The 24,456-nt window shown below is 68.1% G+C and carries 19 protein-coding genes; 10 read left to right on the top strand and 9 right to left on the bottom strand.

The window, feature by feature from the left end; translation table 11 throughout:
• Nucleotides 1-1,404, top strand: coding sequence for an efflux transporter outer membrane subunit (locus tag B9N72_RS01405; protein ID WP_085274664.1), 1,404 nt, complete (start codon nucleotides 1-3; stop codon nucleotides 1,402-1,404).
• On the opposite strand, the gene B9N72_RS01400 is transcribed toward B9N72_RS01405, so the two are convergent.
• Together B9N72_RS01400 and ompR are read right to left on the bottom strand one after the other, a co-directional pair.
• A complete protein-coding gene (locus B9N72_RS01400) occupies nucleotides 1,355-2,686 on the bottom strand; it encodes an ATP-binding protein (RefSeq protein ID WP_085274663.1) in 1,332 nt (443 codons plus the stop codon). The genes B9N72_RS01405 and B9N72_RS01400 overlap by 50 nt on opposite strands.
• A 10-nt stretch (nucleotides 2,687-2,696) precedes the next feature.
• The gene (gene ompR, locus B9N72_RS01395) at nucleotides 2,697-3,422 is read right to left on the bottom strand and encodes an osmolarity response regulator transcription factor OmpR (RefSeq protein ID WP_085274662.1); all 726 of its coding nucleotides are present in this window, start codon (nucleotides 3,420-3,422) and stop codon (nucleotides 2,697-2,699) included.
• Nucleotides 3,423-3,592: 170 nt separating this feature from the next.
• Between ompR and B9N72_RS01390 the strand changes: the two genes are divergently transcribed.
• The 3 genes from B9N72_RS01390 (at nucleotide 3,593) to B9N72_RS01380 (ending at nucleotide 4,822) form a co-directional block, all read left to right on the top strand.
• Nucleotides 3,593-3,820 (top strand): hypothetical protein, encoded by a 228-nt coding sequence (locus B9N72_RS01390; RefSeq protein WP_085274661.1) that lies wholly within the window; start codon nucleotides 3,593-3,595, stop codon nucleotides 3,818-3,820.
• A 63-nt stretch (nucleotides 3,821-3,883) separates the two neighbouring features.
• Entirely contained in the window at nucleotides 3,884-4,270 is a 387-nt protein-coding gene (locus B9N72_RS01385) for a hypothetical protein (RefSeq protein ID WP_085274660.1), read from the top strand.
• A gap of 105 nt (nucleotides 4,271-4,375) precedes the next feature.
• Entirely contained in the window at nucleotides 4,376-4,822 is a 447-nt protein-coding gene (locus tag B9N72_RS01380) for a hypothetical protein (protein ID WP_085274659.1), read from the top strand.
• 305 nt (nucleotides 4,823-5,127) lie between these two features.
• Here the strand turns inward: B9N72_RS01380 and B9N72_RS01375 are convergent, their stop codons facing one another.
• On the bottom strand, nucleotides 5,128-6,102 hold the full coding sequence (locus tag B9N72_RS01375; protein ID WP_085274658.1) for a quinone oxidoreductase family protein: 975 nt from the start codon (nucleotides 6,100-6,102) through the stop codon (nucleotides 5,128-5,130).
• A gap of 112 nt (nucleotides 6,103-6,214) precedes the next feature.
• Nucleotides 6,215-6,808 carry a YqiA/YcfP family alpha/beta fold hydrolase gene (locus tag B9N72_RS01370; protein ID WP_085274657.1) on the bottom strand — a complete coding sequence of 198 codons (594 nt, stop codon included), beginning with the start codon at nucleotides 6,806-6,808 and terminating at the stop codon, nucleotides 6,215-6,217.
• Between the two features lie 396 nt (nucleotides 6,809-7,204).
• On the opposite strand from B9N72_RS01370, the gene B9N72_RS01365 reads away from it, so the two are divergent.
• The gene (locus B9N72_RS01365; RefSeq protein ID WP_085274656.1) at nucleotides 7,205-7,720 is read left to right on the top strand and encodes an acyloxyacyl hydrolase; all 516 of its coding nucleotides are present in this window, start codon (nucleotides 7,205-7,207) and stop codon (nucleotides 7,718-7,720) included.
• A gap of 18 nt (nucleotides 7,721-7,738) precedes the next feature.
• Here B9N72_RS01365 and B9N72_RS01360 read toward each other — a convergent pair whose 3' ends face one another.
• The gene (locus B9N72_RS01360) at nucleotides 7,739-8,506 is read right to left on the bottom strand and encodes a substrate-binding periplasmic protein (RefSeq protein ID WP_085274655.1); all 768 of its coding nucleotides are present in this window, start codon (nucleotides 8,504-8,506) and stop codon (nucleotides 7,739-7,741) included.
• Nucleotides 8,507-8,618: 112 nt separating this feature from the next.
• Between B9N72_RS01360 and metH the strand changes: the two genes are divergently transcribed.
• A complete protein-coding gene (metH, locus tag B9N72_RS01355; RefSeq protein ID WP_085274708.1) occupies nucleotides 8,619-12,338 on the top strand; it encodes a methionine synthase in 3,720 nt (1,239 codons plus the stop codon).
• Nucleotides 12,339-12,619: 281 nt separating this feature from the next.
• Here the strand turns inward: metH and B9N72_RS01350 are convergent, their stop codons facing one another.
• Both B9N72_RS01350 and B9N72_RS01345 read right to left on the bottom strand, forming a co-directional pair.
• Entirely contained in the window at nucleotides 12,620-13,768 is a 1,149-nt protein-coding gene (locus B9N72_RS01350) for a cystathionine gamma-synthase (RefSeq protein ID WP_085274654.1), read from the bottom strand.
• A 10-nt stretch (nucleotides 13,769-13,778) separates the two neighbouring features.
• Entirely contained in the window at nucleotides 13,779-15,137 is a 1,359-nt protein-coding gene (locus B9N72_RS01345; RefSeq protein ID WP_085274653.1) for a pyridoxal-phosphate dependent enzyme, read from the bottom strand.
• A 216-nt stretch (nucleotides 15,138-15,353) separates the two neighbouring features.
• Here B9N72_RS01345 and B9N72_RS01340 point away from each other — a divergent pair, with 216 nt between their 5' ends.
• From B9N72_RS01340 to B9N72_RS01330, 3 genes are all read left to right on the top strand, one after another.
• Complete coding sequence (locus tag B9N72_RS01340) at nucleotides 15,354-15,965, top strand: phosphorylase family protein (RefSeq protein ID WP_085274652.1); 612 nt, start codon at nucleotides 15,354-15,356, stop codon at nucleotides 15,963-15,965.
• Between the two features lie 240 nt (nucleotides 15,966-16,205).
• Nucleotides 16,206-16,421, top strand: coding sequence for an HP1242/YdcH family protein (locus B9N72_RS01335; RefSeq protein WP_085274651.1), 216 nt, complete (start codon nucleotides 16,206-16,208; stop codon nucleotides 16,419-16,421).
• 245 nt (nucleotides 16,422-16,666) lie between these two features.
• Nucleotides 16,667-17,452: a substrate-binding periplasmic protein gene (locus tag B9N72_RS01330; RefSeq protein WP_085274650.1), complete on the top strand. Its 786-nt coding sequence runs from the start codon at nucleotides 16,667-16,669 to the stop codon at nucleotides 17,450-17,452.
• A gap of 209 nt (nucleotides 17,453-17,661) precedes the next feature.
• Here the strand turns inward: B9N72_RS01330 and pdxR are convergent, their stop codons facing one another.
• Complete coding sequence (pdxR, locus tag B9N72_RS01325; RefSeq protein ID WP_085274649.1) at nucleotides 17,662-19,167, bottom strand: MocR-like pyridoxine biosynthesis transcription factor PdxR; 1,506 nt, start codon at nucleotides 19,165-19,167, stop codon at nucleotides 17,662-17,664.
• 203 nt (nucleotides 19,168-19,370) lie between these two features.
• On the opposite strand from pdxR, the gene gabP reads away from it, so the two are divergent.
• Nucleotides 19,371-20,771: a GABA permease gene (gene gabP, locus B9N72_RS01320; protein WP_085274648.1), complete on the top strand. Its 1,401-nt coding sequence runs from the start codon at nucleotides 19,371-19,373 to the stop codon at nucleotides 20,769-20,771.
• Between the two features lie 885 nt (nucleotides 20,772-21,656).
• Here the strand turns inward: gabP and B9N72_RS01315 are convergent.
• Nucleotides 21,657-24,068, bottom strand: a complete 2,412-nt coding sequence (locus tag B9N72_RS01315; RefSeq protein ID WP_085274647.1) for an EAL domain-containing protein — start codon at nucleotides 24,066-24,068, stop codon at nucleotides 21,657-21,659.
• Nucleotides 24,069-24,456: the final 388 nt, after the last annotated feature.

Below are 24,456 nucleotides of genomic sequence, written 5' to 3'. Positions count from 1 at the left end.
ATGAAGACAAGCAAGCGCCATGCGCTGTGGCCGCTGGCGGCGCTGCTCTTGGGCGGCTGCGCGGTGGGGCCGGATTACCAGCGTCCGGCCGTGACGGTGCCGGCGGCCTACAAGGAAGCGGGGGACTGGAAACCGGCGACCCCGGCCGATCATCTGCCGCGCGCGGCATGGTGGCAGGCATTCGCTGACCCGCAGCTGGACGGCTTGCAACAGCAGTTGCAGAAGCACAACCAGACGCTGCGTGCCGCCGAGGCCAGCTTCCGCCAGGCGCTGGCGCTGCTGCAGCAGGCCGAGGCCGGCTACAGCCCCACCGTCACGGCGGGCGCCTCGGCTAGTCGTGGCCGCGCCAGCGGCGACAGCGCCGTCGCCACCAGCTACCGCGCCGAACTGAGTGCCGCCTGGGAATTGGACCTGTGGGGACGGGTGCGGCGCAGCGTGGAGTCCGGCCGCGCCAGCGCCGAGGCCAGTGCCGCCGATCTCGAATCGACCCGGCTGAGCGCCCAGGCGCAGCTCGCCAGCGCCTACTTCCAGCTCTACGTCGCCGACCGCACACTGCGCCTGTTGGACGAGCAGGTGGCGGCCTACCGCCAGCAATTGCAGATCACGCGCAACCGCTACCGCCAGGGCGTGGTGTCGCGCGCCGACGTGGTGCAGGCCGAGACCCAGCTCAAGAGCACCGAGGTCAGCCTGCTCGCCAAGCGTGTAACGCGCCGCCAGCTCGAGCACGCCATCGCGGTGCTGCTCGGACGCCCACCGGCCGGCTTCACTCTGGCCGAGCAGCAACAACCGCCGGCGCTGCCGCTGCTGCCGGCTGGCTTGCCGTCGCAGTTGTTGGAGCGGCGTCCCGACATCGCCGCCGCCGAACGGCGCGTGGCGGCCGCCAATGCCGCCATCGGCGTCGCCAAGGCCGGCTACTTCCCGAGCCTGACGCTGGCCGCCAGCGGCGGCTACGCCGCCTCCCGGCTGGCCGACTGGTTCAGCCTGCCGGCCCGCTTCTGGTCGCTCGGGCCGGAACTGGCGGTGACGCTGTTCAACGGCGGCCTGACCCGTGCCAAGACCGCCGAGGCCATCGCCGCCTACGACGGCAGCGTGGCCAACTACCGCCAGACCGTGCTGCAGGGATTCCAGGAGGTGGAGGATGCCTTGACGGCGATCCGCCTGCTCGACCAGCAGGCAGCCTTGCAGGTGGAGGCGCTGGCCGCCGCGCGCGAGGCCGAAACCATCGCGCGCAACCAGTACCAGGCCGGCCTGGTCAGCTATCTGGATGTGGTCACGGTGCAGAGCACGCGGCTCAGCGCCGAGCAAGAGGGACTCGCCATCCTCGGCAGCCAGCTGGCGGCAAGGGTGGCGTTGATCAAGGCGCTGGGAGGAGGGTGGCAGGCGTCGCCGCCAGCGGCAGGGTGATGCGCACGCGGAAGCCGCCCTCCGGGGCGTCTTCCAGGAACAGCGCGCCGCCGTGCTGCTTGACGATGCGCGCCACGATGGCGAGCCCGAGGCCGCTGCCGCCGTCGGTGCCGCGGTGTTCGGCCAACCTTTCGAACGGGGCCAGCGCGTTTTCGCGCTGCGCCGGGGCGATGCCGCTGCCCCGGTCGCTCACCGTCAGCGTCACCGTGGCGGCGTCGGCGTCCACCCCCACCCGCACCGGCGGGCGGCCGTAGCGCCGCGCGTTCTCGATCAGGTTGGTGAGCAGGCGCTCCAGCGCCAGCGCGTCGGCCTCGATTTCCGGCTCGGCGCCGCGTCGCAGCCCCACTTCCATGCCCTCGCGGCGGAAGCGCGCCACCACGCTGGCCGCCAGTTCCGCCAGCGCCACCGGTTCGCGCCGGGTGGTTTCCTCGCTGCGCGCGAAGTCGACGAACTGGCGCACGATGCGCGACAGCTCGTCGATGTCGGCCAGCATGTCGTCCTTGTCCTGATTGTCCGGCTGCAGCTCCACCGTCAGCTTGAGCCGGGTCAGCGGCGTGCGCAGATCGTGCGACAGCCCGGCCAGCATCAGGCGCCGCTCGCGCGCCGCGTCGTCCAGCGCCTCGGCCATGCGGTTGAAGCGCTTGGCCAGCACGCGCACCTCGCTCGGGCCGGACGGCGGCACTGGCTCCGGCTTGTAGCCGCTCTCCAGCTGGCGCGCAGCGTGCGCCAAATCGGTGAGCGGGCGCGTGACGCGCCACGCCAGTACCGAGGCGGCCAGGATCGCCAACAGCGAGAACAGCAGCCCGCCCAGCAGCACCGGCGACACCGACGGCGGAATGTAGCGCCCGGCCGGCATCACCAGCCAGTAGCGCTGGCCGATCACCTGCACGTCGAGCCAGATCTCCTGGCGCTCGCCCTGCTGCGCCCACAGCACCGTCACCGGCTCGTTCATGCCGAGCGACAGGCGGTCGCGCAGCGCCAGGCCCAGCGAGGGCAGGCTGGGGCTGAAACGCTGCTCCTGGCGCGAGGCGGCCGGCAGCAGGCGCGGAAAACCGGGGCGGTTGTAGGCGATGAGGAAGTCCACCCGCTGCAGCGGGCCGAGGTTGTCGAGCGCGCCCTCCAGGTCGGCCAGGGTATCGACCACCTGGGCGTAGAGCTGGTCGGCCAGCAGATGCTCGCGCTGGCGCGCGCTCATCCACAGCGTGAAGGCCTGGCTCGCCAGCACCACCAGCACCACCAGCAAGGCGAGACGGAAGAACAGCGAGCCGAACAGACGGCGCAACGCGTGCTCCTTATTCCCGTGGCGCGCCGTCGGGCACGAACACGTAACCGTAGCCCCACACCGTCTGGATGTAGCGCGGGCCGCCGTCGTCGGTGTCGAGCGCCCGGCGCAGGCGCGAGATGTGCACGTCGATGCTGCGGTCGAGCGATTCGCCGTTGCCCTTGCCCAGCGCCATCTCCATCAGCTGCTCGCGCGTCAGCGGCCGGCGCGGGTGGCTCGCCAGCACCGCCAGCACCGCGTACTCGGCGCTGGTCAGCGTCACCACCTTGTCCTGATGGGTCAGCTCGCGCCGCCCGAGGTGCAGGGTGAACGGGCCGAATTCGACCGCGTCGCCCTCCTCGTGGCGCGCCGCCAGCGCCGGCGTGGCGTTGTGACGGCGCAGCACCGACTGGATGCGCGCCACCAGCTCGCGCGGGTTGAACGGCTTGGGCAGGTAGTCGTCGGCGCCCATCTCGAGGCCGAGGATGCGGTCGATGTCCTCGCCGCGCGCGGTGAGCATGATCACCGGCACCATCTCGCCCTGCGCGCGCAGCCGGCGCACCACCGCCAGCCCGTCCTCGCCCGGCATCATCACGTCGAGCACCATCAGGTCGGGGCGGTTGCGCGCCAGCTTGCGCTGCAGCTCGCGCGCGTCCGGCAGCGTGTCCACGGTGTAGCCCTGCTGGCCGAGGTAGCGCACCAGGAGGTCGCGTAGTTTGGCGTCGTCGTCGACGACCAGGATTTTGCTGTTTTCCATAATGCACAAGAGTAGCGTGTCGCGGTAGCGGGTGTCAGCCCGGAAAGTAAACAGATTTTACATCGCGCCGCCGGCTTCAAACTCGTTAACACTTGGCACGGATTTGCACACGGTTCGGCAACACCCTGTGCCTAGACTGGCAGCATCCCCCTCGCTGTCAGGAGTTCCCCATGATCCGCACTACCGTTCCGCTCGTGCTGCTGGCCATGCTCGGCGGTGGCGCCCTGGGCCTCTGGGTCGGCGCCCCGCAGCCGTCAGCGGCCCCTCCGTTCTCCCCCGCCGCGCTGTCCCGCATGCCGGTGCAGCAGCAGCGCCCCGCACTCGCCCCCCCGAGCCGGGAGCGCTACCCCGAACTCGGCTGGCGCGCCAACCAGCGGCCGTTCGAGGCCGACGTCTGAACCCTGCCGATATCATGCATGCGACGGATGGCAGGTCCGCTTGGCACAGGATAGAATGAAAGCATGAAACATCGCGTCTTCGCCGGTTTGGCGGCTTGTCTCGTTCTGGTTCTGGCGCCACCGGCGTTGGCCGGCCGGCATGGGCCTCCCGGTGGCGGGATGGACGACGGCGGCTTCTCGCCGCCGGGCTGGATGCAGGCCGGCCGGGGCCAGGATGGCCAAGGCCAGGACGGCGACATGCGGCGGCTGCGCGAGCTGCGCCTCAAGGAAGCCATTCGCAATGGCGACCTGAGCCGCGAAGAAGCCCGCCAGCAGCGTCCGTCGCCGCGCGAATACTGGCCGTTTGCGCCAGGCAACTCGGCCGGTGAAGGCCCGGGTGCTCCGGATAACAAGAGACGCTACTGGCGCGACAAGCGGCGACAAGCCAACGAACGCGACCGTGGCGATTGACAGCCTGCAACCGCAGGGCAAGGGGGCAACGCAGCGTGGATGCCGTGGAGGCACGCGCTGAAAATGACCACCGCCTGAAGGAAGTCGGCTTCACAAGGGGGATGGATGCTGCGGCGACAGATGCTGGCCATGGGGGTGATGGCGCTGTTGTCAGGCTGGCCGATGACGGGCTGGTCGGCGGAGCCGTTGGCGCTTTCCTGTAGCCAGAGCATCGCCCCGCAGCGCTGCGAACTGATGCGCCTGGGCCAGTTATCGTGTTCCGACCTGCCGCTCGAGCACCAGCGCGAATGCGAGCAGCTGTTCACCCCGCCCCTCAACTGCTTCCGCAGCCGCGATGCACGTGCCTGCCAGGCCCTGCAGCAGGCGCAGCAGGCCTGCGATGCCCAGCGCGGCGAGGCGCGCCGGGTGTGCATCCGCGAGCGCCTGCCGGCACCGGACTGCACCCACGCGGCCGCGCCCGAGCGCTGCCACCAGCGGGTGGAGGCGGAACAGGCCTGCAGCGAACGCTACGGTGCGGACTACCGCGAGTGCGTCGCCAAGGCGATGCGTTAACCCGTCCCGCCGAGAAAGACAAAAAGTGGCCGACCCCCGCGCGGGGGTCGGCCACTTTTTTGCCTGAGAGCCTGAACAGGCTCTAAAGCGAACGGCGGGCGGTTAGAACCCGTTCACGATCAGTCGCGAGCCGCCCTCAGCGGGGTGAAGAGCAGCGCAGAAACCGGGATGTACTGGAGTACATGAGGATTCCTGCTCGCTGAGCCAATCGAAGATTGGCACGCAGGGATTCACTCAGTGATAGATCCGCACGTAGTACCCATGAGCCCCGATCAGGGATGCGCAGCAAGATCGGGAGCAGGTTCTTACGGCAGCAGGACCAGCGAACCGGTAGTGCGGCGCCCTTCCAGGTCGCGGTGCGCCTGGGCCGCGTCGGCCAGCGCGTAGCGGTGCGACGGGGCAATCCGCACCGCGCCGGCCCGCACCCGCTCGAACAGCGCGTTGGCCGACTCCTCCAGTTCGGCACGACTGGCGGTGTAATCACCCAGCTTGGGACGGGTGAAGTAGAGCGAGCCCTTCTGCGCCAAGATCAGCGGAGCGAACGGCGGCACCGCGCCGGAGGCGTTGCCGAAGCTGACGAACATGCCGCGCGGCGCCAGGCAGTTCAGCGAGATCTCGAAGGTATCCTTGCCCACCGAGTCGTACACCACCGGCACGCCCTGTCCGGCGGTGATCTCGCGCACGCGCTCCACCACGTTCTCGGTGCTGTAGTTGATGACGTGGGCGCAGCCCAGCTCGCGCGCCAGCTGCGCCTTGGCATCCGAGCCCACCGTGCCGATCACGTTGACGCCGAGCGAACTCAGCCACTGCACCGCGATCTGCCCGACGCCGCCGGCGGCGGCGTGCCACAGCACGGTCTGGCCCGGCTGCACCGGGTAGGTGCGACGGATCAGGTACTCCACGGTCATGCCCTGCAGCATCATGCAGGCCGCCTGTTCGTCGCCGATCTCGTCCGGCAGCTTCACCAGCACCGCCGCCGGGATCAGGCGCTCGCCGCTGTAGGCACCGATCGGACCGCCGCAGTAGGCGACCCGGTCGCCCACCCGCACCTGCTCGACGCCGGCGCCCACCGCCTCGACCACCCCGGCCGCCTCGGTACCGAGCCCGGACGGCAGGCTGGCCGGGTAGAGCCCGCTGCGCACGTAGGTGTCGATGAAGTTGACGCCGATGGCACGGTGGCGCAGCCGCACCTCGCCCGGTCCGGGCGCGCCCACTTCCACGGTTTCGGTCTGCAGCACCTCGGGTCCACCGGTCTGGTAAAAGCGGATGGCAAGCGTCATGTCGGGTCTCCTCAAGCGATGTCGATCTAGCTCGGCATAGTGTCGCGGCGGCGCCGGCCGCGCAATGGCCGTGGCAGAACAGGCTGTTTCGCGCAGCGAACAGCGGGCGGCGTTACGTCTCGTCCACCCGTTCCCGGCACTCGTCGCCCGCCCACGCCAGCACCCCCGGCAGGCATTCAGACCAGCGGGCCAGGCGGTGATCGTCGCCAAAGAACACGGTCTGGCGCGCACCGCGGTAGTGGCGCACCGCCTCGCGCCAGTCCAGCACCTCGTCGGCGGTGCCCAGCACCAGCCAGTAGCGTGCCGCGTTGGGGCGCTCCACGGCGAGCCGGCGCAGCGCCGTCAGGTCGGCCTCGTCGAGCGTGTACTGCTCGCCGGTATAGGGATTGGTCTGTGGCCCGATATAGGCGGCCAGCGAGCGGTCGGGGCGCACCGCCGGGTTGATCAGCACCGCGCGCAGCCCCAGCGCCTCGGCCAGCCAACTGGCGTAGAACCCCCCTAGCGAACTGCCGATCAGCAGCGTGTCCGCCGGCAGCTTCTGCAGCAGCGCCGTGGCGGCGGCGATGGCATCGGCCGGGTGCGGCGGCAGGCGCGGGCAGTGAAACGTTTCGGCCAAGCCGCGTTGGTCGAGAAAGGCCGCGGTTTCTCGCGCCTTGGCCGAGAGTTCGCTGGAATTGAAACCGTGCAGATAGACGATGTGTGGCATGGCGGACCTGAGAACTTGTTTATGATCTTGCTGCGCATCCCTGATCGGGGCTCATGTGCACTGCGTGCGAATCTATCACTGAGCAAATCCCTGCGTGCCAATCTTCGATTGGCTCAGCGATGGATTTGCACGTAGTGATTCGCTCAGCGATCAGGAATCCTCATGTACTCTAGTACATTCCGGTTCCTGCGCTGCTCTTCACCCCGCTGAGGGCGGCTCGCGACAGATCGTGAACAGGTTCTGAAAGCGAGGTTGGCGAAAGGGGCGGGGCGGCATGGAAGGCGGATGAGCGCATCGCCTTGTACATGACATGCGGGCCACTATACTTTTTTTAACTGAACTTTTTTTATCTGATCTATTAGTCTGTTGTGCCGCTGCCGTCAAAGGATGCCGATAATGAAAACAAGTACCATCGTCGCCGGCTTGTTGATCTCCGTTGCCCTGATGCCCGCCGCCCAAGCGCTCGATCTGTCGCTGTCGCTGGGGAAAAGCGGGGAGGGGTCCGATTATTACCGCCTGGGGCTGCAGCAGGAATTCACCCAGAGCTGGTGGAACAGCCCCACCGGCCGCCTCACCGGCTACTGGGACGTCGGCCTGACCCACTGGGCCGGCGACCAGGCCGCCAGCAACCAGTCGCTGTCGTTCTCGCCGGTGCTGGTCTACGAATTCAGCAACAGCGACATCCGTCCCTTCGTCGAGGCGGGCATCGGCCTTGCCGCGTTCCGCCATACCCAAGTCGAGGATCGCCAGTTGGGCAGCGTGCTGCAGTTCGAGGACCGCATCGGTATCGGCCTGCGGTTCGGCGCCCGCCACGCCCTCGGCCTGCGCGCCATCCATTACTCCAACGCCGGACTCAAGCAGCCCAACGACGGCATCGAAGCCTATTCTCTGTACTACCAGCTGCGTTACTGATGGCGTGTCCGGGGGCGTTCAATTGGCCTGCCACTGGTAGGCCTTGAGAATGGTCTTGAGCTTGCCGTTCTTGTGCAGCCGGGCGATGGCCTGGTTCAGCTCGGTCACGCTGTAGCGGCTGGCCGGGGCCACCGCGCACATGGTCGGCATGGTGGACACCACCACCGGCAGCATCTCCAGCTTGCGCGCCTCGAACGGGTAGCTGCGCGCCCAGTAGGCGAACTCCAGTTCGGAATGGATGGCGACGTCGATCAGTTTCTTCTGCAGCGATTTCATCAACAGCTCGATGCGCGCCTCGTCCACGCGCGTCGCCTGGCCGCTGGCCCACAGCGCCTCCACCGCCGGATAGTGGTAACCGCGCGTGGTGCCGATGCGCTTGCCCGCCAGCTCTTCCAGGTGCCGGATCGGGTGGTTCGACCTGAGCGCGATCAGCCGCTCCACCTGCGGGTACAGCTCCTGGGTCCAGCCCAGGCGGCTGGCGTTGCCGTACCACAAGGGGTTGGCGTTGCAGTGGATGTCGACCTTGTTGGCCTCGATGTTCTGCTCCACCCGCTTGCGCGACACCACGATGAACTGCGGCGTGGTGCCCAGTTCTTCCGCCAGCGCCGTTCCCAGCTCCTTGTACAGGCCGCCCACCAGCCCCTGCTGCGGATCGCTGGCGAGCTCGACGATGGGCGGGCCGTCCGAATCCGACACGCCGATGCGTAATACCGCTGCCGCCTGCGCGGACAGTCCCCCCCCTAAGGCCAGCACCATCGCCAGCACTGGTTTATGCGCCCTGAACATAAGCTTCTGCTCTCTTCTTCTTAAAGGTTGGCGGGTTCGGTACGGACAGCATGGTAAGATGCCAGACCGATGACGCCACCTTCCCGTTTTAGACGATAACCACTTGTTTGCCATGACGATCGCCACCACCCCCACCCTATACGATCACCTGTCGCGCCGCATCCTGATTCTGGACGGTGGCATGGGCACCATGATCCAGCGCCACCAGCTCACCGAACAGGACTACCGCGGCGAACGCTTCGCGGACTGGCGCAGCGACGTCAAGGGCAACAACGACCTCCTGGTGCTGACCCAGCCCGGCATCATCGGCGGTATCCACCAGGCCTACCTCGACGCCGGCGCCGACATCGTCGAGACCAACACCTTCAACGCTACCTCGATCGCCATGGCCGACTACGAGATGGAAGCCCTGGTGTGGGAGATCAACCACGCCGCGGCGCGTCTGGTGAAGGAGCTGTGCATCGCCGAGACGGCGAAGAACCCGGCCAAGCCGCGCTACTGCGCCGGCGTGCTGGGGCCGACCAACCGCACCTGTTCCATCAGCCCGGACGTCAACGACCCGGGCTACCGCAACGTCACCTTCGACGCCCTGGTCGAGAGCTATACCGAGGCCATCGACGGCCTGGTCAAGGGCGGCGCCGACCTCTTGCTGGTCGAGACCATCTTCGACACGCTCAATGCCAAGGCGGCGGTGTTCGCGATCCATCGCTACTTCGACGAACGCCCGGAGGTGGCGCGGCTGCCGATCATGATCTCCGGCACCATCACCGACCAGTCCGGCCGCACTCTGACCGGGCAAACGACAGAAGCATTTTACAACTCGCTGTCCCATGCCGAGGCCATTTCTTTTGGCCTGAACTGCGCCTTGGGGCCGGACCTGTTGCGTCCCTACGTCGAGGAAATGGCGCGCATCTCGTCCACCTTCGTCTCGGTGCACGCCAACGCCGGCCTGCCCAACGCCTTCGGCGGCTACGACCTGTCGCCGGCGGACATGGCGGTCAACGTCAGGGAATGGGCCGAATCGGGCCTGATCAACATCGTCGGCGGCTGCTGCGGCACCACGCCAGAGCACATCGCGGCGATTTATCAGGCAGTGAAAGACCTGCCGCCGCGCGCGCTGCCGGCGATCGAACCCAAGTGCCGCCTGTCCGGCCTCGAGCCGTTCAACATCGGCGACAACGACCTGTTCGTCAACGTCGGCGAACGCACCAACGTGACCGGTTCGAAGGCCTTCGCCCGGCTGATCCTGAACGGCGACTACGCCACTGCGCTCGACGTGGCGCGCCAGCAGGTGGAAAACGGGGCGCAGATCATCGACATCAACATGGACGAGGGCATGCTGGACGCCCACGCCGCGATGGTGCGCTTCCTCAACCTGATCGCCGCCGAACCGGACATCGCGCGCGTGCCGATCATGATCGACTCCTCCAAGTGGGAGGTGATCGAGGCCGGCCTCAAGTGCATCCAGGGCAAGGGTATCGTCAACTCGATCTCGATGAAGGAAGGCGTCGACAAGTTCGTCGAGCAGGCGCGCCTGATCCGCCGTTACGGCGCCGCGGTGATCGTGATGGCGTTCGACGAGGCCGGTCAGGCCGACACCTACGCGCGCAAGGTCGAGATCTGCGAGAAGAGCTACCGCATCCTGGTGGACGAAGTGGGCTTCCCGCCGGAAGACATCATCTTCGACCCCAACATCTTCGCCGTCGCTACCGGCATCGAGGAGCACGCGCGCTACGGCCTCGACTTCATCGAGGCCACCGGCTGGATCAAGGAGAACCTGCCGCACGCCAAGATTTCCGGCGGCGTGTCCAACGTGTCGTTCTCGTTCCGCGGCAACAACAAGGTGCGCGAGGCGATCCACGCCGTGTTCCTCTACCACGCCATCAAGTGCGGCATGACCATGGGCATCGTCAACGCCGGCGCGCTCGAGGTGTACGACGAGGTCGACCCGGTGCTGCGCGAGCGCATCGAGGACGTGGTACTGATGCGCGGCGACGACAGCATGGCCGCCACCGAGGCGCTGATCACGTTGGCCGAAAGCTTCCGCGGTGACGCCAAGGAAGCCAAGGGCGAAGACCTGGCGTGGCGCAGCCTGCCGGTGGAGAAGCGCCTGGAACACGCGCTGATCAAGGGCATTACCACTTATATCGTCGAAGACACCGAAGAAGTCCGCCTCAAGTGCGAGCGCCCGATCCACGTCATCGAAGGCCCGCTGATGGACGGCATGAACGTGGTGGGCGACCTGTTCGGCGCCGGCAAGATGTTCCTGCCGCAGGTGGTGAAGTCCGCCCGCGTGATGAAGGCGGCCGTGGCGCACCTCGAACCGTTCATCGAGGAAGAGAAGATCGCCATGGGCCTGCAGGACGCGCCGGCCAAGGGCGTGATCATCATGGCCACGGTCAAGGGAGACGTGCACGACATCGGCAAAAACATCGTCGGCGTGGTGCTGCGCTGTAACAACTACAAGGTGATCGACCTCGGCGTGATGGTGCCGTGCCAGAAGATTCTGGACGCGGCGATCGAGCACAAGGCCGACATCATCGGCCTGTCCGGCCTGATCACCCCGTCGCTGGAAGAAATGGCGCACGTCGCCAAGGAAATGCAGCGCCAGGGCTTTACCGTTCCGCTGTTGATCGGCGGCGCCACCACCAGCCGCGTGCACACCGCGGTGAAGATCGCCCCCAACTACCACGGCCCGGTGATCTACGTGCCGGACGCCAGCCGTGCCGTCGGCGTGTGCTCCAACCTGCTGTCCGACACGCTGCGCGACGTCTTTGTCGAGGAAGTCGCCGCCGACTACGCCAAGGCGCGCGCCATCTTCGAAGGCCGCGGCGAGGCCAAGCTGCTGCCGATCGCCGAAGCCCGCGAGCAACGTCACCAGATCGACTGGGCGCAGTACACCCCGCCCAAGCCGAGCTGGCTCGGGGTGCGCCGCTTCGAGCACTACGACCTGGCCGAGATCGCCCGCTGCATCGACTGGACGCCGTTCTTCCAGAGCTGGGAACTGGCCGGCCGCTACCCGGCCATCCTGTCCGACGAGGTGGTGGGTGAGTCGGCGCGTGCGCTGTGGGCCGACGCCCAGGCCATGCTCAAGCAGATCATCGACGAAAAATGGCTGTCGGCGAATGCCGTGATCGGGCTATTCCCGGCGGCCAGCGTCAACCACGACGACATCGAGATATTCGATCCGGCCAGCGGCGAGCGGCTGATGACCTGGGTCGGCCTGCGCCAGCAGATCGTCAAGACCGACAAGGACGGCAACAAGAACCCGGACTGGTGTCTGGCCGACTTCATCGCGCCCAAGGACAGCGGCGTGGCCGACTACATCGGCGCCTTCGCCGTCACCGGCGGCCTCGGCATCGACCCGCACGTGGCGCGCTTCGAAGCCGCCAACGACGATTATTCGGCGATCCTGCTGAAGGCGCTGGCCGACCGCTTCGCCGAGGCCTTCGCCGAGCTGATGCACCAGCGCGTGCGCACCGAGTTCTGGGGCTACGCGCCGCACGAGCAGCTCGACAACGAGGCGCTGATCGACGAGAAGTACCAGGGCATCCGCCCGGCGCCGGGTTACCCGGCCTGCCCGGACCACACCGTGAAGAAGGAGCTGTTCGAACTGCTGGACGCCCCGGCCATCGGCATGACGCTGACCGAAGGCTACGCCATGCTGCCGACCGCGGCGGTGTCCGGCTTCTACTTCAGCCATCCGGATTCGCGCTACTTCGGCGTCGGCAAGATCAGCCGCGACCAGGTCGAAAGCTACGCCCAGCGCCGCGGCGTCAGCGTCGAGCAGGCCGAGCGCGATCTGGCGTCGAATTTGGGCTACAACGCCTGAGCGGTGCCCCGTAGGGCGGATGCCTCGGTTTGACCGGGGCGATCCGCCATTGTCTTGCCCACGCAGTTTGGCTGTGGCGTGTTGGCGGAACACCCCGCAGAGCGGGGTTTCCGCCCTACGGGTTGAATCGTGCCCCCGTAGGGCGGATGCCCCGGTGTGACCGGGGCGATCCGCCATTGTCTTGCCCATGCAGTTTGGCGGTGGCGTGTTGGCGGAATGCCTTTCCCTCTGCGATGTGGCGCCATTCTCGGCGGAACACCCCGCGTAGCGGGGTTTCCGCCCTACAGCGCTGACGCCGCGATCGCCTGATCGACGTCCTCGATCAGGTCTTCGACATCCTCCAGTCCCACCGACAGCCGCACCAGCGCGTCGGGCAGCCCGGCTTTGTGGCGCTGCTCCGGCGGGATGGCGGCGTGGGTCATGGTGGTGGGCAGGCTGATCAGCGACTCCACCCCGCCCAGGCTCTCGGCCAGCGCGAACAGCCGGGTGCGGGTGGTGAAGCGGGCGCTGCGCTCGGTGCCGCCCTTGAGTTCCAGCGAGATCATGCCGCCGAAGGCGTACATCTGGCGCCGCGCCAGCTCGTGCCAGGGGCTGGACGGCAGGCCGGGGTAGTGCACCCGCGCCACCTCGGGATGCTCCTCCAGGTGCTGCGCCAGTTCCAGCGCGTTGGCGCAGTGCTGGCGCATGCGCAGCGCCAGCGTCTTGATGCCGCGCAGCACCAGGAAGCAGTCCATCGGCCCCGGCACCGCGCCGACCGCGTTCTGCAGGAACTTGAGCGTCTGGTACAGCGCTTCGTCGTTGGTCACCAGCGCGCCGCCCACCACGTCGGAATGGCCGCCCAGGTACTTGGTGGTGCTGTGCAGCACCAGGTCGGCGCCGAGTGTCAGCGGCTGCTGCAGGTAGGGCGAGGCGAAGGTGTTGTCTACCACCACCGTGACGCCGCGCGCGTGCGCGAGCCGGGCCAGCGCGGCGATGTCGCACACCGTCAGCAGCGGGTTGCTCGGCGTCTCCAGCCACAGCAGCCTGGTGGCGGGGGTGAAGGCGGCTTCCACCGCGGCGAGGTCGGTGGCGTCGACGAAGCGGGAGGCGATGCCGAAGCGGGCGAACACCTGGGTCATCAGGCGGTAGGTGCCGCCGTACAGGTCCTGCCCGCACAGCACGTGGTCGCCGCTCGACAGTGTCTGAAGGATGGCCGATTCGGCCGCCAGTCCGCTGGCGAACGCCAGGCCGTAGGCGCCTTCCTCCAGTGCCGCCAGGTTGGCCTCCAGCGCGCTGCGCGTGGGGTTGGCGGTGCGCGCGTAGTCGTAGCCCTGGTGCACGCCGGGTGCCTGCTGCGCGAAGGTGGAGGTCAGGTAGACCGGGGTCATGACGGCGCCGGTGGCCGGGTCTGGCGCCAGCCCGGCGTGGATGGCCTTGGTGGAGAAACGCATGGTTGCCTCGCTAGTGAGTGGCGGTCAGCGCCCGCAGCAGATCGCCCTGGGTGACGATGTCGTAGCCGGCGCCGGTGTGCACCAGCAGCGCCGGCACCTGGCTCGGCACGCGCCGCGCGACCTCGTCGAACGGGGCGTCGGCGGCAAGCACCGGCAGCGGTTCGCGCAGCAGTTCGCGCACGATCAGCGCGTCCAGCGCCTTGCCGGCGAGCAGGGCGTCGATCAGGTCCTGGCGGTACAGCGTGCCCAGCAGCGCGTCGCCGTCGAACACCGGTAGCTGCGCGCACGGCAGGTCGCGCATGCGCTGCAGCGCGTCGCGCAGCGCGTCGGCCGGGGCGGCGGTGGCGAGCCGGCGCGACGGTTTGGCGCGCAGCACGTCGGCCACGGTGCGGCCGGGCCGGGCCTCGAGGTGGCCGTTGGCGCGCATCCAGTCGTCGTTGTAGATCTTGCCGAGGTACTGCCGGCCGCCGTCCGGCAGCAGTACCACCATCAGGTCGTCCGGTCCGAGCCGCCGCGCCACCTGCTGCGCCCCCAGCATCGCCGCGCCGCTGGAGCCGCCGGCGAAGATGCCTTCCGAACGCGCCAGGGTGCGCGCCATCAGGAAGCTGTCCTTGTCGTTCACCTGCACCACGTCGTCGATCACGCTCCAGTCCAGCGCCCCCGGCACGAAGTCCTCGCCGATGCCTTCCAGCTGGTAGACGTGCGGCTCGACCTCGCGCCCGCTGTGGAACAGGTCGTACAGGATGGAGCCTTCCGGATCGACGCCGATCACCTGCACCGCCGGGTTCTGCTCCTTGAGGTAGCGGCCGATGCCGCTGATGGTGCCGCAGGTGCCCATGCAGCAGACGAAGTGGGTGATCTTGCCGGCGGTGTCGTGCCAGATTTCCGGGCCGGTGCTGACGTAATGCGCCTGGGTGTTGTCCGGGTTGTGGTACTGGTTGCACAGGAAGGCGCCGGGAATCTCGGCCGCCAGTTGGCGCGCCACCTCGATGTACTGGCGCGGATGGTCCGGTGGCACGTCGGTGGGACAGACGATCACCTCCGCCCCCATCGCGCGCAGCATGTCGATTTTCTCGCGCGATTGCTTGTCGGCGATGGTGAACACGGTGCGGTAGCCGCGTGCCGCGGCGAACATGGCGAGCCCCATGCCGGTGTTGCCCGAGGTGCATTCGACGATGGTGCCGCCCGGCGTGATCTCACCGCGGCGCTCGGCCTCGCCCACCATGAACTGGCCGATGCGGTCCTTGACCGAACCGCCGGGGTTCATGAATTCGAGCTTGGCGTAGAGCGCGCCCTGCGGCGGGGCGAGGCGGTTCAGCCGCACCAGCGGGGTGTGGCCGATGGCGTCCAGAATGCTCTCGTACTTCATGGCGTTCCTCCATGCCGTGCGCCGGGGCGGAGTTCAGGGGGCGGCAGCCGGTGCCGGAGCCCGTCGTCGCGGTGCTCCACCGCGCCTGCGATCCGCGCGCGGCAGATCGTGGACCGGTTCTTCGGTTCACTATAGCCGGTGGATAGGGCCGGCTGCTGCCCCGGCGTATCCGTTTTACAATGCCGGCGTCGCTACGCTCAGAACTTCTGGATTGCCATGAACATCACCGTGCTGTTTCCCACCGCCACCGAGGCGAGCCTGTTTTCCCATCCCGGCGTCACCAGCGTGGTCTCCGGCGTCGGGCTGACCGCCACCGCCTATGCCACGCTGAAGGCGATCCAGCAGCATAAGCCCGACGTCATCATCCTGGCCGGCGTGGCCGGGGTGTATCCGCACGCCGAGCTGCGGATCGGCGACGTGGTATTGGTGGCGTCGGAGGTGGAGGGCGATCTGGGCTTCTTCACGCCGGAGGGCTTCACCCACCTGGCGCATCTGCCGCTCGACATGGCGTTCGAACGCCGTCATACCCTGGCGTGCCCGGCGCTGCCGGCCGGCTTTGCGCAAGCGAGGAGCGTGTCGCTGAACGCGGCGCTGGCGCCCTTCATCGATAGCCGCGAGGTGGAGATCGAGAACATGGAGGGGGCGGCGTTCTTCCACGTCTGCCTGCAGGAAGGGCAGCGTTTCGTGGAGATCCGCGCCATTTCCAACGTGGTGAAGCCGGGGCACGACGACTGGGACCTGGAAGGCTCGGTGCGGGCGCTGACCGACGGGCTGCACCGCCTGATCGACGTGTTGCAGCAGGAGGACGCCGGCGCGGCGCCGGCCTGAGCACGGGGGCCGAACGGGCCGCGTGCCGTGCGGTGGGAGGGGGGGGCGGCCAGGGGCCGGTTGCGCCCTTCCGTGTGGCCGCGTTCGTCGCCCCGCAACGGGCCGGGTGCGGCCGATGCTGACGGGGTGAGACGCGCAGGTGGTTCTCTGCGTTAAATCAAGAACGGCGGCGTGGGGGGCGTCTAACATGGCATGAAACCCCTGCCGCCGCCGCGCGGCCCGCCACCTTTGGAGGATGTCATGTTTCCCGAATTTCGCGACCGTATCAGCCAGCTCAAGACCGCAGACGCCCATTTCGCCCGCCTGTTCGACAAGCACAACGCGCTGGACCAGCAGATCAAGAACATCGAGGCGCACCTCGAGGCGGGCAGCGCCGAAGACGTGGAGAACCTGAAGAAGGAAAAGCTCAAGCTCAAGGACGAGCTGTACCAGATCCTGAAAAGCGCCGTGGCCTGATCGGCGTCGCGCCGCGCACTGCCGACGCGGTGGCGCGGTTGGGCTACAATGCCCGGCGCTGATCGCCGGGTGGCAAAAGGTTGGCCGAAGCTTCACTGGGGCTTCGGCCAACCTTTTGCCTATGCGGCAGGCGGCGGGGGTTGATCTGGCTCATGGCACCCCGGCCGCAGCGATGCACAATGCCATGCCATATAAATGCCACGGTGCCGGCGCTGCCGGCGCGCTCGTCTTCGGGATGTAAGGTCATGAAGGGTATCCACACCAGGCACCGGGGCCGCCGTTGGGCGGCCTTGCTGTGCGCGTTGCTGCCGGCGCTGGCCGGTGCCGTTCCGTTGGGCGGGCCATTGCGCGTGGCCATCGGCGAGACCAAGGCGCCGTACGTGATGGCGGAGGAGCAGCGCGGGGTGGAGTACGAGCTGGTGAGCGCCGCGCTGCGTGGCGCCGGCTACCAGCCGCAGGTGCTGTTCGCTCCCAACAAGCGCGCCCAGGAGTGGCTCGCCGCCGGGCGGGTGGACGCGGCCATCGCCAACGACGGCGGCTACCTGTCCGATCCCTACATCACCTACCAGAACACCGCGATCACGCTGTGCCGCCGTCAGATTCGGCTCGACGCCGTGCCGGACCTCGGCCGTTACCGGGTGGCGGCATTCCAGAACGCGCGGCGCTTTCTCGGTCGGGACTACGCGGCGATGGCGGCGGGCAATCCCGACTACGTCGAGCAATCGCCGCAGATCACCCTCAACCGCCTGCTGTACAGCGGCCGCGCCGACGTCGCGGTGACGGACATCAACATCTTCCTGCAGTTCAACGACGAACTCGGCCCCGGCCTCGACACCGCACCGTCGCTGTGCCCGTTCGCCCTGTTCCCGCCCACGCCGTACCGGCTGGCCTTCCACGACGCCGCGGTGCGCGACCGTTTCAACCAGGCGCTGCATCAGCTCAACCAGCAGGGCTTCTACGAGGCGCTGGCGAAGCGCTACCGCCTGCCGGCGCCGCAGGGCCGGCCATGGTTCAAGCCGCTGGCGCGCTGAGAACCTGTTCACGATCTTGCTGCGCCTCCCTGATCGGGGCTCATGTGCCCTGCGTGCGAATCTATCGCTGGGCCCATCGAAGATTGGCACGTAGTGATTCGCTCAGCGATCAGGAATCCTCATGTACTCCAGACCATTCCGGTTTCTGCGCTGCTCTTCACCCCGCTGAGGGCCGCTCGCGACAGATCGTGAACAGGTTCTGATCCTCGCTACAACCCGATCGCCCCGGCCAGCGTGGCGAAGTGGCGCGCGATGTCGTCCTCGTCGACGTGGGCGTAGCCCAGCAGCAGGCCGGGCAGGTGCGCGGCGTCGCCACGGTAGTAGGCGCTCAGCGGCCGGGTCAGGATGCCGCGCGCGAGCGCTGCGGCGGCGACGGCGCGGTCGTCGCTGCCTTCCGGCAGGCCCAGCACCAGGTGCAGCCCGGCGGCGCCGTCGTGGATGGCGAGGCTGTCGCCGAAATGCTGGCGGATGGCCGACAGCAGCGCCTCGCGCCGCGCCGCGTAGAGGTGGCGCATGCGGCGGATGTGCGAGACGAAGTGGCCCTCGGCGATGAAGTCGGCCAGCACTGCCTGGGTCAGGTACTGGCCGCCGCGGAACAGCTCCGACAGTCCGGTCTGGAAGCATTCCACCAGCGCCTCCGGCACCACCATGTAGCCCAGCCGCAGCCCAGGGTAGATCACCTTGGAGAAGGTGGCGAGGTAGATCACCCGGCCGTGGTCGTCCAGCCCCTGCAGCGACGGCAGCGGCGGGTGGCCGTAGCGGAATTCGCTGTCGTAGTCGTCCTCGACGATCCAGCTGTCGTGGCGGCGCGCGTACGCCAGCAGACGGCGCCGACGCGCCAGGCTCATCACCGCGCCCAGCGGGTACTGGTGCGAGGGCGAGGCGTAGATCAGCTTCGGCACCCCGAGCCGGGCGCCTTCGTCCACCTGCAGCCCCTCGTTGTCCACCGGCACCGGCAGCGTGGCCAGCCCGGCGCTGCGCCACACGCTGTGCACCCCCCAGTAGCCCGGATTCTCCACCCAGGCCGTGTCGCCCGCATCGCCCAGCAGCAGTGCGATCAGCTGCAGCGCCGAGTGCGAGCCGTTGGTGACGATGATCTGTTCCGGCGTGCAGCGCACCCCGCGCGAGCTGTGCAGGTAGTCGGCCAGCGCGCTGCGCAGCGCCGGCAGGCCGGGGCCGACGGCGTAGGTCAGCAGGTCCGGCTGCGGCTTGCGCCACTGGCGGTTGTGCAGCCGCATCCAGGTGCGCGACGGAAAGGTGCGCACTTCCGGCACGCCTGGCATGAAGGCGCCCCACTGCTTCTCGCCGGCGCCGGCCTGTTCCACCAGCTCGGCACCACGGCGCGAGATCGCCGCCTCCGGGGTAGCCGGCGCGGGCCGGGCCGGACCGGGGGCATCGCGGCTGGCGAGCTTGTCCGGGCGGGTGTCGAGCACGAAGGTGCCCTGGCCGACCCCGGCCGAGACGTAGCCCTCCGCCCCCAGCCGTTCGTAAACGTGGATCACGGTATTGCGTGCGAGCCCGAGCTCGGCGGCGAGCTGGCGCGACGAGGGCAGGCGCAGCCCCGGCGGCAGCGCTTCCTGCAGAATGGCGTCGCGCAGCAGACGGTAGAGCTGCTGGTTGTTGGGCTCGCTGCTGGCCGGGTCGAAATGCTGTTGCAGCAGGTCGGCCAGGAGCGGCGGCGTGGCCGAGGCGGCGGGGCTGGGACGTGGCGACATGGGCGTGCGGGCCGAAATGGCTCCATCAAAAAAACCGGATTGGGTCTAATTGTATCGCCAATCCGCGCTTACACTCACTCCCTGCATTTCCCCATGCACAAAAAAAACCGATAACACGCCGGCCGCCGCTTCCCTTGCCGCAGCCGAGCACAGGCCCCGGCGCGTTCCGCGCACGAGGGCCGGGTAGTCAGGAGAATCTATTCATGAGTGTTTCATCCCAGGGCCTGAGTCACGGCCTCAAGCAACGTCACGTCACCATGCTGTCGATCGCCGGGGTGATCGGCGCCGGCCTGTTCGTCGGCTCCGGCCACGCCATCGCCGAGGCCGGCCCGGCGGTGCTGATCGCCTACGCCATCGCCGGTCTGCTGGTGGTCCTCGTCATGCGCATGCTGGGCGAGATGGCCGTCGCGGCGCCGGATACCGGTTCCTTCTCCACCTACGCCGACCGTGCCATCGGCCACTGGGCCGGCTACATCATCGGCTGGCTGTACTGGTGGTTCTGGGTGCTGGTGATCCCGCTCGAGGCCAACGCCGCCGCCACCATCCTGCACACCTGGTTTGCCGGCGTGCCGATGTGGCTGTTCGCGCTCGGCATCACCGTGCTCTTGACCATCACCAATCTGTTCAGCGTGAAGAACTACGGCGAGTTCGAGTTCTGGTTCGCGCTGGTCAAGGTGGTGGCGATCGTCGCCTTCCTCGCCATCACCGGCGCCGCCATCATGGGCTTCATCCCGGGCAGCCAGGTGAGCGGGGTGTCGCAGCTGTTCGCCCACGGCGGCTTCATGCCCAACGGCTTCGGCGCGGTGCTGGGCGCGATGCTGACCACCATGTTCACCTTCCTCGGCACCGAGATCGTCACCATCGCCGCCGCCGAATCGGACAACCCGCAGCAGCAGATCACCAAGGCCACCAACTCGGTGGTATGGCGCATCAGCCTGTTCTACCTGGGCTCGATCTTCGTGGTGACCGCGCTGGTGGCGTGGAACGACCCGCTGCTGGCCTCGTCCGGCTCCTACCAGCGCACGCTGGAACTGATCGGCATCCCCAACGCCAAGGCCATCGTCGACGTGGTGGTGCTGATCTCGGTGGCGAGCTGCCTCAACTCGGCGCTCTACACCGCCTCGCGCATGCTGTACTCGCTCTCCCGCCGTGGTGACGCGCTGCGCCAGTTCGGCGAAACCGCCGCCAACGGTACGCCGCAGAAGGCAGTGCTGGGCTCGATGGTGGTGGGCTTCCTCACCGTGATCGCCAACTACCTGATGCCGAAGGCGGTGTTCGACATCCTGCTCGCCACCTCCGGCACCATCGCCCTGCTGGTGTACCTGGTGATCGCCATCTCGCAGCTGCGCATGCGCCAGCGCATGATCGCCAAGGGCGAGACCCCGGCGTTCAAGATGTGGCTGTTCCCGTGGCTGACCTGGGCGGTGATCCTGTTCATCTGCGGCGTGGTGGCGATGATGGCGATCCGTCCGGAGCACCAGATCGAGGTGATCGGCACCGGCGTGCTGGCACTGGCTCTGCTGGTGGTCGGCTGGGCCCGCTCGCGCCTGTTCGGCACGCCGTGGAGCAAGAGCCGCCCGGTGGTGGCTGCGGCGCGGTCGTAAGCGCTGGATAGTTGGCGCGGCGGTTGGTGCCGTTGTTGTGATGAGAAAGCCCATCGTGCCTCATGGCCGATGGGCTTTGTTGTTGATGTCCTCTTTCTTGAGAGAGGATGGTGATGTGTCAGGTCTGCGGGTCCCGCCCCGCTGGCGGGAAGGGGGCTTTGCGTGGCCAAAGCCCCCCTTCACCCCCAAAGGCCACCCCGGCAAACCGCCCTTCGGGTTCCCTCGCGACACACTTTGGCAAGGCGCGGCTGGAACTAGCCGGGCGCTAATGTCGCCCGGCGTCGAACAGCCAGCCGCTTAAGACCTTGCCAAACCGTTTCACTCGGCGGCTTGCGATGGGGGCTACTGCTGCGGCAACACGCTGGTTTGTGGATAAATGGGCAGATTCAGAAAACCTGTGGATAAGGTGGTTGAGGGGTTAGGGTCGTCCAAGGCTACTTAGCGATATTCACTGGAACGAAGACTGGGCCGCTTGATTGAGTGTCCGGGGTAACCACGTAGACGACGTGCCCGGTCCCCCTTGATCGCCGCCGGGCGAAGGCTGGCTGGCAAGGTTTTAAGCTGGCGGCTGTTTGAGCCATTCGACGCTAGCGAATGGCGAGTTTCGCCAGCGCCTTGCCAGCCAGCTTTCACACGGGAACCCGAAGGGCGTGACTGAGCGAGGCAAGCGTAGCGTCGCGAAGGAATAGTCGTGGGGGTGGCCTTGGGATGGTTAAGGGCATTGGCCACGCAATGCCCTTAACCCGCCAGCGGGGCGGGACTCGCAACTTAGTCGATCAGCCCACTGGCCGCGCTCGGTAGAGCCGCGGCTATCAAGCCCCACCGTATCCAGCTAAAGCAACGGCAGCCTCCTCTTCGGCCAACCCTTCCACTCAGCAGGTCGGGTCAGGATGCAGCCGTGACGTGGCATCGCCACGCCGCGGGCGGGCGCCACTGGCTGACCCAGACCGGGAAGTCCGTCGCCGGCATCGGCCGGGCGATGGCGTAGCCCTGGCCGAAGCGCACCCCGAGCGCCAGCAGGTCTTGGCCGATGGCCTCGGTTTCCACCCCCTCGGCAATCACGGTGCGGCCGGAGAGCTGGGAGAAGGTGCTGACGCTCTTGATGATGGCGATGTTTTCCGGCTGCTCGCGCATCGAGCGCACGAAGCGCTGGTCGATCTTGATCACGTCGGGCTGGATGCGCTGCAGGTGCAGCAGCGAGGAGGCGCCGGTGCCGAAGTCGTCGAGCGCCAGCGACACCCCGATGTCCTTGCAGGCCTGCAGGCAGTCGATGATGTACTGCAGGCTGTCCTGGCTGACCGATTCCAGCACTTCCAGCTGCAGCGCCTGGTGCGGCAGGGCGGCCTCGGCGAGCAGTGCGCGCAATTCACCGAAGAACGCCGGGCGGCGCAGCGAGATGGCGGAGACGTTGACCGAGATCTGCAGCGGCAGGCCGTGGCGGTGCCAGTGAGCGGCATGGGCGATGGCGTGGCGGATCGCCCAGCTGTCGATCTGCCCCAGCAGTTCGGTGCCTTCCAGCGCCGGTAGGAAGCGGCCGGGGGCGCGCACCTCGCCGTTCACCACCCAGCGGATCAGCGCCTCGGCGCCGATCACCGCGCCGCTTTGCAGGTCGACCTTGGGCTGGTAGTAGAGCGCCAGCTCGTCGCCGTCGAGCGCGGCGCGGATGGCGTGGCGCGTCGTCTGCTGCTGCTTGAGCTGGCGTTCCAGCTCGTCATCGAACAGGCAGTACTGGTCGCGCCCGAGCGACTTGGCGCGGTACAGCGCGATGTCGGCCTGGCGCAGCAGGGTATCGGCGCTGACGCCGGCGCTGCCGGTCACCATGCCGATGCTGGTGCTGACGCTGACCTCGCCGTCCGGCAGTGGCACCGGGCGGCGCACGGCGCTGATGATCTGTTCCACCGCGTTGCGCGCGGTGTGCGGGTCGGGCAGCTGTTCCAGCAGTACCACGAACTCGTCGCCGCCCATGCGCGCCACCACGTCGGCGGGGCGGCACAGCGCGCGCAGGCGCTCGGCGATGCGACACAGCAGGGTGTCGCCGGCGCTGTGGCCGAACAGGTCGTTGATGTCCTTGAAGCCGTCCAGGTCGAGCATCAGCACCGTCAGCCGGTCGGCGGCGTCCGCCTGCAGCGCCTGTTCCAGGCGGTGGAACAGGCGGGTGCGGTTGGGCAGGCCGGTGAGCGGGTCGTGGGTGGCCTGGTGTAGCAGCCGGGCCTCGGCCTGGCGCTGCCGTTCCAGGTCGTCGAGGTGGCCCAGCGCGAGGTCGATCTTGTCGGCGATGGCCTTGGCCAGGCGCTGTTCTTCCGCGCCGAAAAAGCCGGGCGCGGCGGCGTACAGGTTGAGCACGCCGATCACCGCGCCGTCGCGCCACAGCGGCGTCGCCACGCTGCTGCGGAAGCCCTGCCGCAGCGCGTGCTGGCTCCAGGCGTGATAGCCCGGGGCGTTGAGCGAGTCCTCGAGCAGTTGCAGCTGCCCGCTGCGGACCGCGCGGCCGGAGGGGCCCTGGCCTTCCGGCCGCGCCGGGTCGACGGACACCGTGATGCCGCCCAGGTAGCGCGCGGCGTCGGCGCCGGCCCAGGCGAACGGCTCGATGCGCTGCGACGCCGCATCGATGAAGCCGACCCAGGCCATGTGGATGCCACCGTGCTCGACCACGGTTTCGCACACCTCGCGCAGCAGGGTCTGCGCCGCCAGCTCGCGCGAGCCGAGGTGGCGCACGTTGCGCGCGGCGATGTGGCTGACCTGGCTCAAGGTGATGTAGAGGCGGTTGAGGCGCGCCAGCCGCTGCGCCTCGCCCTGGCTCACCGCTTCCGCCCCGGCGTGGTAGCCGCTCAGTTGCAGCAGCAGATCGTAGAACACCAGTTTGCGCAGCGCCGCGGTCAGGCCGGCGCGCTCGTCCGCCGCCAGGGCGAGGCCGCCCACGCGCTGCTCCAGGTGGTCGAGATAGACCCGGTGCGCGCTGCTGAGCCAGGCGGTGGAGAGTCCGTACTCGTGCTGTTGCCGTCCCAGCGCCAGCCCGGCGTCGAGCGACTCCCCGGCCCAGGGCCGCGTCAGCAGGGTGGCGAAGTGGTTTACCTTGTGCTCGACCAGCTGGCGCAGCTCGGCGTCGACGGCGTCGCCGAAGCGCTCGCCGGTTTCCGGCTGGCGCTGGAGGAAGTCGTGCAGCGCGGTGCCGAGGAGGGCGGTGTCGGCCAGCGCCGGGTGCTGCTCGAGGTCGTACCGTGCCAGCTCGGCCGGATCGAGATCGACCCGTTGCGCCAGCAGCGCGGCAAGGTCGGGAAGAGGGGCAGCGGATGACATGCGGTTTCGGCCTTGCCAAAAGGGTAAGTGAGGAGGCGTAGAGGTGTTTTTAACACATTTGACGCGGCGGCATCATGACGCCGCTGAGGATCGGCGCCGTACTGTGGCGGGCGTGCCGGTTTGGCGGGGAGGGGGCAGGGCGGGAAGCGGGGGCGGGAAAAAGCCGACGGGCCGGCGCCGGCCCGTCGCGGGCGGCAGGCGGGTCGATGCGACCGGCTCGTCGCCACCGGGGAAGGGCGCGCTTAGAACCTGTTCACGATCTTGCTGCGCGTCCCTGATCGGGGCTCATGTGCACTGCGTGCGAATCTATCGCTGAGCCAATCGAAGATTGGCACGCAGGGATTCGCTCAGCGATCGGAAATCCTCATGTACTACTTGTACATTCCGG

This window comes from Pseudogulbenkiania subflava DSM 22618, assembly GCF_900177275.1.
Classification (GTDB): domain Bacteria; phylum Pseudomonadota; class Gammaproteobacteria; order Burkholderiales; family Chromobacteriaceae; genus Pseudogulbenkiania; species Pseudogulbenkiania subflava.
Note: the sequence above shows the minus strand (reverse complement) of the source record. Positions and strands in the feature narration are given on the sequence as shown.

Bases quoted from the DNA above. Each gene is read 5' to 3' on its own strand.
- B9N72_RS01405 (WP_085274664.1), top strand. From the start codon at position 1: ATGAAGACAAGCAAGCGCCATGCGCTGTGGCCGCTGGCGGCGCTGCTC.
- ompR (WP_085274662.1), bottom strand. From the start codon at position 3,422: ATGGAAAACAGCAAAATCCTGGTCGTCGACGACGACGCCAAACTACGC.
- B9N72_RS01390 (WP_085274661.1), top strand. From the start codon at position 3,593: ATGATCCGCACTACCGTTCCGCTCGTGCTGCTGGCCATGCTCGGCGGT.
- B9N72_RS01385 (WP_085274660.1), top strand. From the start codon at position 3,884: ATGAAACATCGCGTCTTCGCCGGTTTGGCGGCTTGTCTCGTTCTGGTT.
- B9N72_RS01380 (WP_085274659.1), top strand. From the start codon at position 4,376: ATGCTGCGGCGACAGATGCTGGCCATGGGGGTGATGGCGCTGTTGTCA.
- B9N72_RS01375 (WP_085274658.1), bottom strand. From the start codon at position 6,102: ATGACGCTTGCCATCCGCTTTTACCAGACCGGTGGACCCGAGGTGCTG.
- B9N72_RS01370 (WP_085274657.1), bottom strand. From the start codon at position 6,808: ATGCCACACATCGTCTATCTGCACGGTTTCAATTCCAGCGAACTCTCG.
- B9N72_RS01365 (WP_085274656.1), top strand. From the start codon at position 7,205: ATGAAAACAAGTACCATCGTCGCCGGCTTGTTGATCTCCGTTGCCCTG.
- B9N72_RS01360 (WP_085274655.1), bottom strand. From the start codon at position 8,506: ATGTTCAGGGCGCATAAACCAGTGCTGGCGATGGTGCTGGCCTTAGGG.
- metH (WP_085274708.1), top strand. From the start codon at position 8,619: ATGACGATCGCCACCACCCCCACCCTATACGATCACCTGTCGCGCCGC.
- B9N72_RS01350 (WP_085274654.1), bottom strand. From the start codon at position 13,768: ATGCGTTTCTCCACCAAGGCCATCCACGCCGGGCTGGCGCCAGACCCG.
- B9N72_RS01345 (WP_085274653.1), bottom strand. From the start codon at position 15,137: ATGAAGTACGAGAGCATTCTGGACGCCATCGGCCACACCCCGCTGGTG.
- B9N72_RS01340 (WP_085274652.1), top strand. From the start codon at position 15,354: ATGAACATCACCGTGCTGTTTCCCACCGCCACCGAGGCGAGCCTGTTT.
- B9N72_RS01335 (WP_085274651.1), top strand. From the start codon at position 16,206: ATGTTTCCCGAATTTCGCGACCGTATCAGCCAGCTCAAGACCGCAGAC.
- B9N72_RS01330 (WP_085274650.1), top strand. From the start codon at position 16,667: ATGAAGGGTATCCACACCAGGCACCGGGGCCGCCGTTGGGCGGCCTTG.
- pdxR (WP_085274649.1), bottom strand. From the start codon at position 19,167: ATGTCGCCACGTCCCAGCCCCGCCGCCTCGGCCACGCCGCCGCTCCTG.
- gabP (WP_085274648.1), top strand. From the start codon at position 19,371: ATGAGTGTTTCATCCCAGGGCCTGAGTCACGGCCTCAAGCAACGTCAC.
- B9N72_RS01315 (WP_085274647.1), bottom strand. From the start codon at position 24,068: ATGTCATCCGCTGCCCCTCTTCCCGACCTTGCCGCGCTGCTGGCGCAA.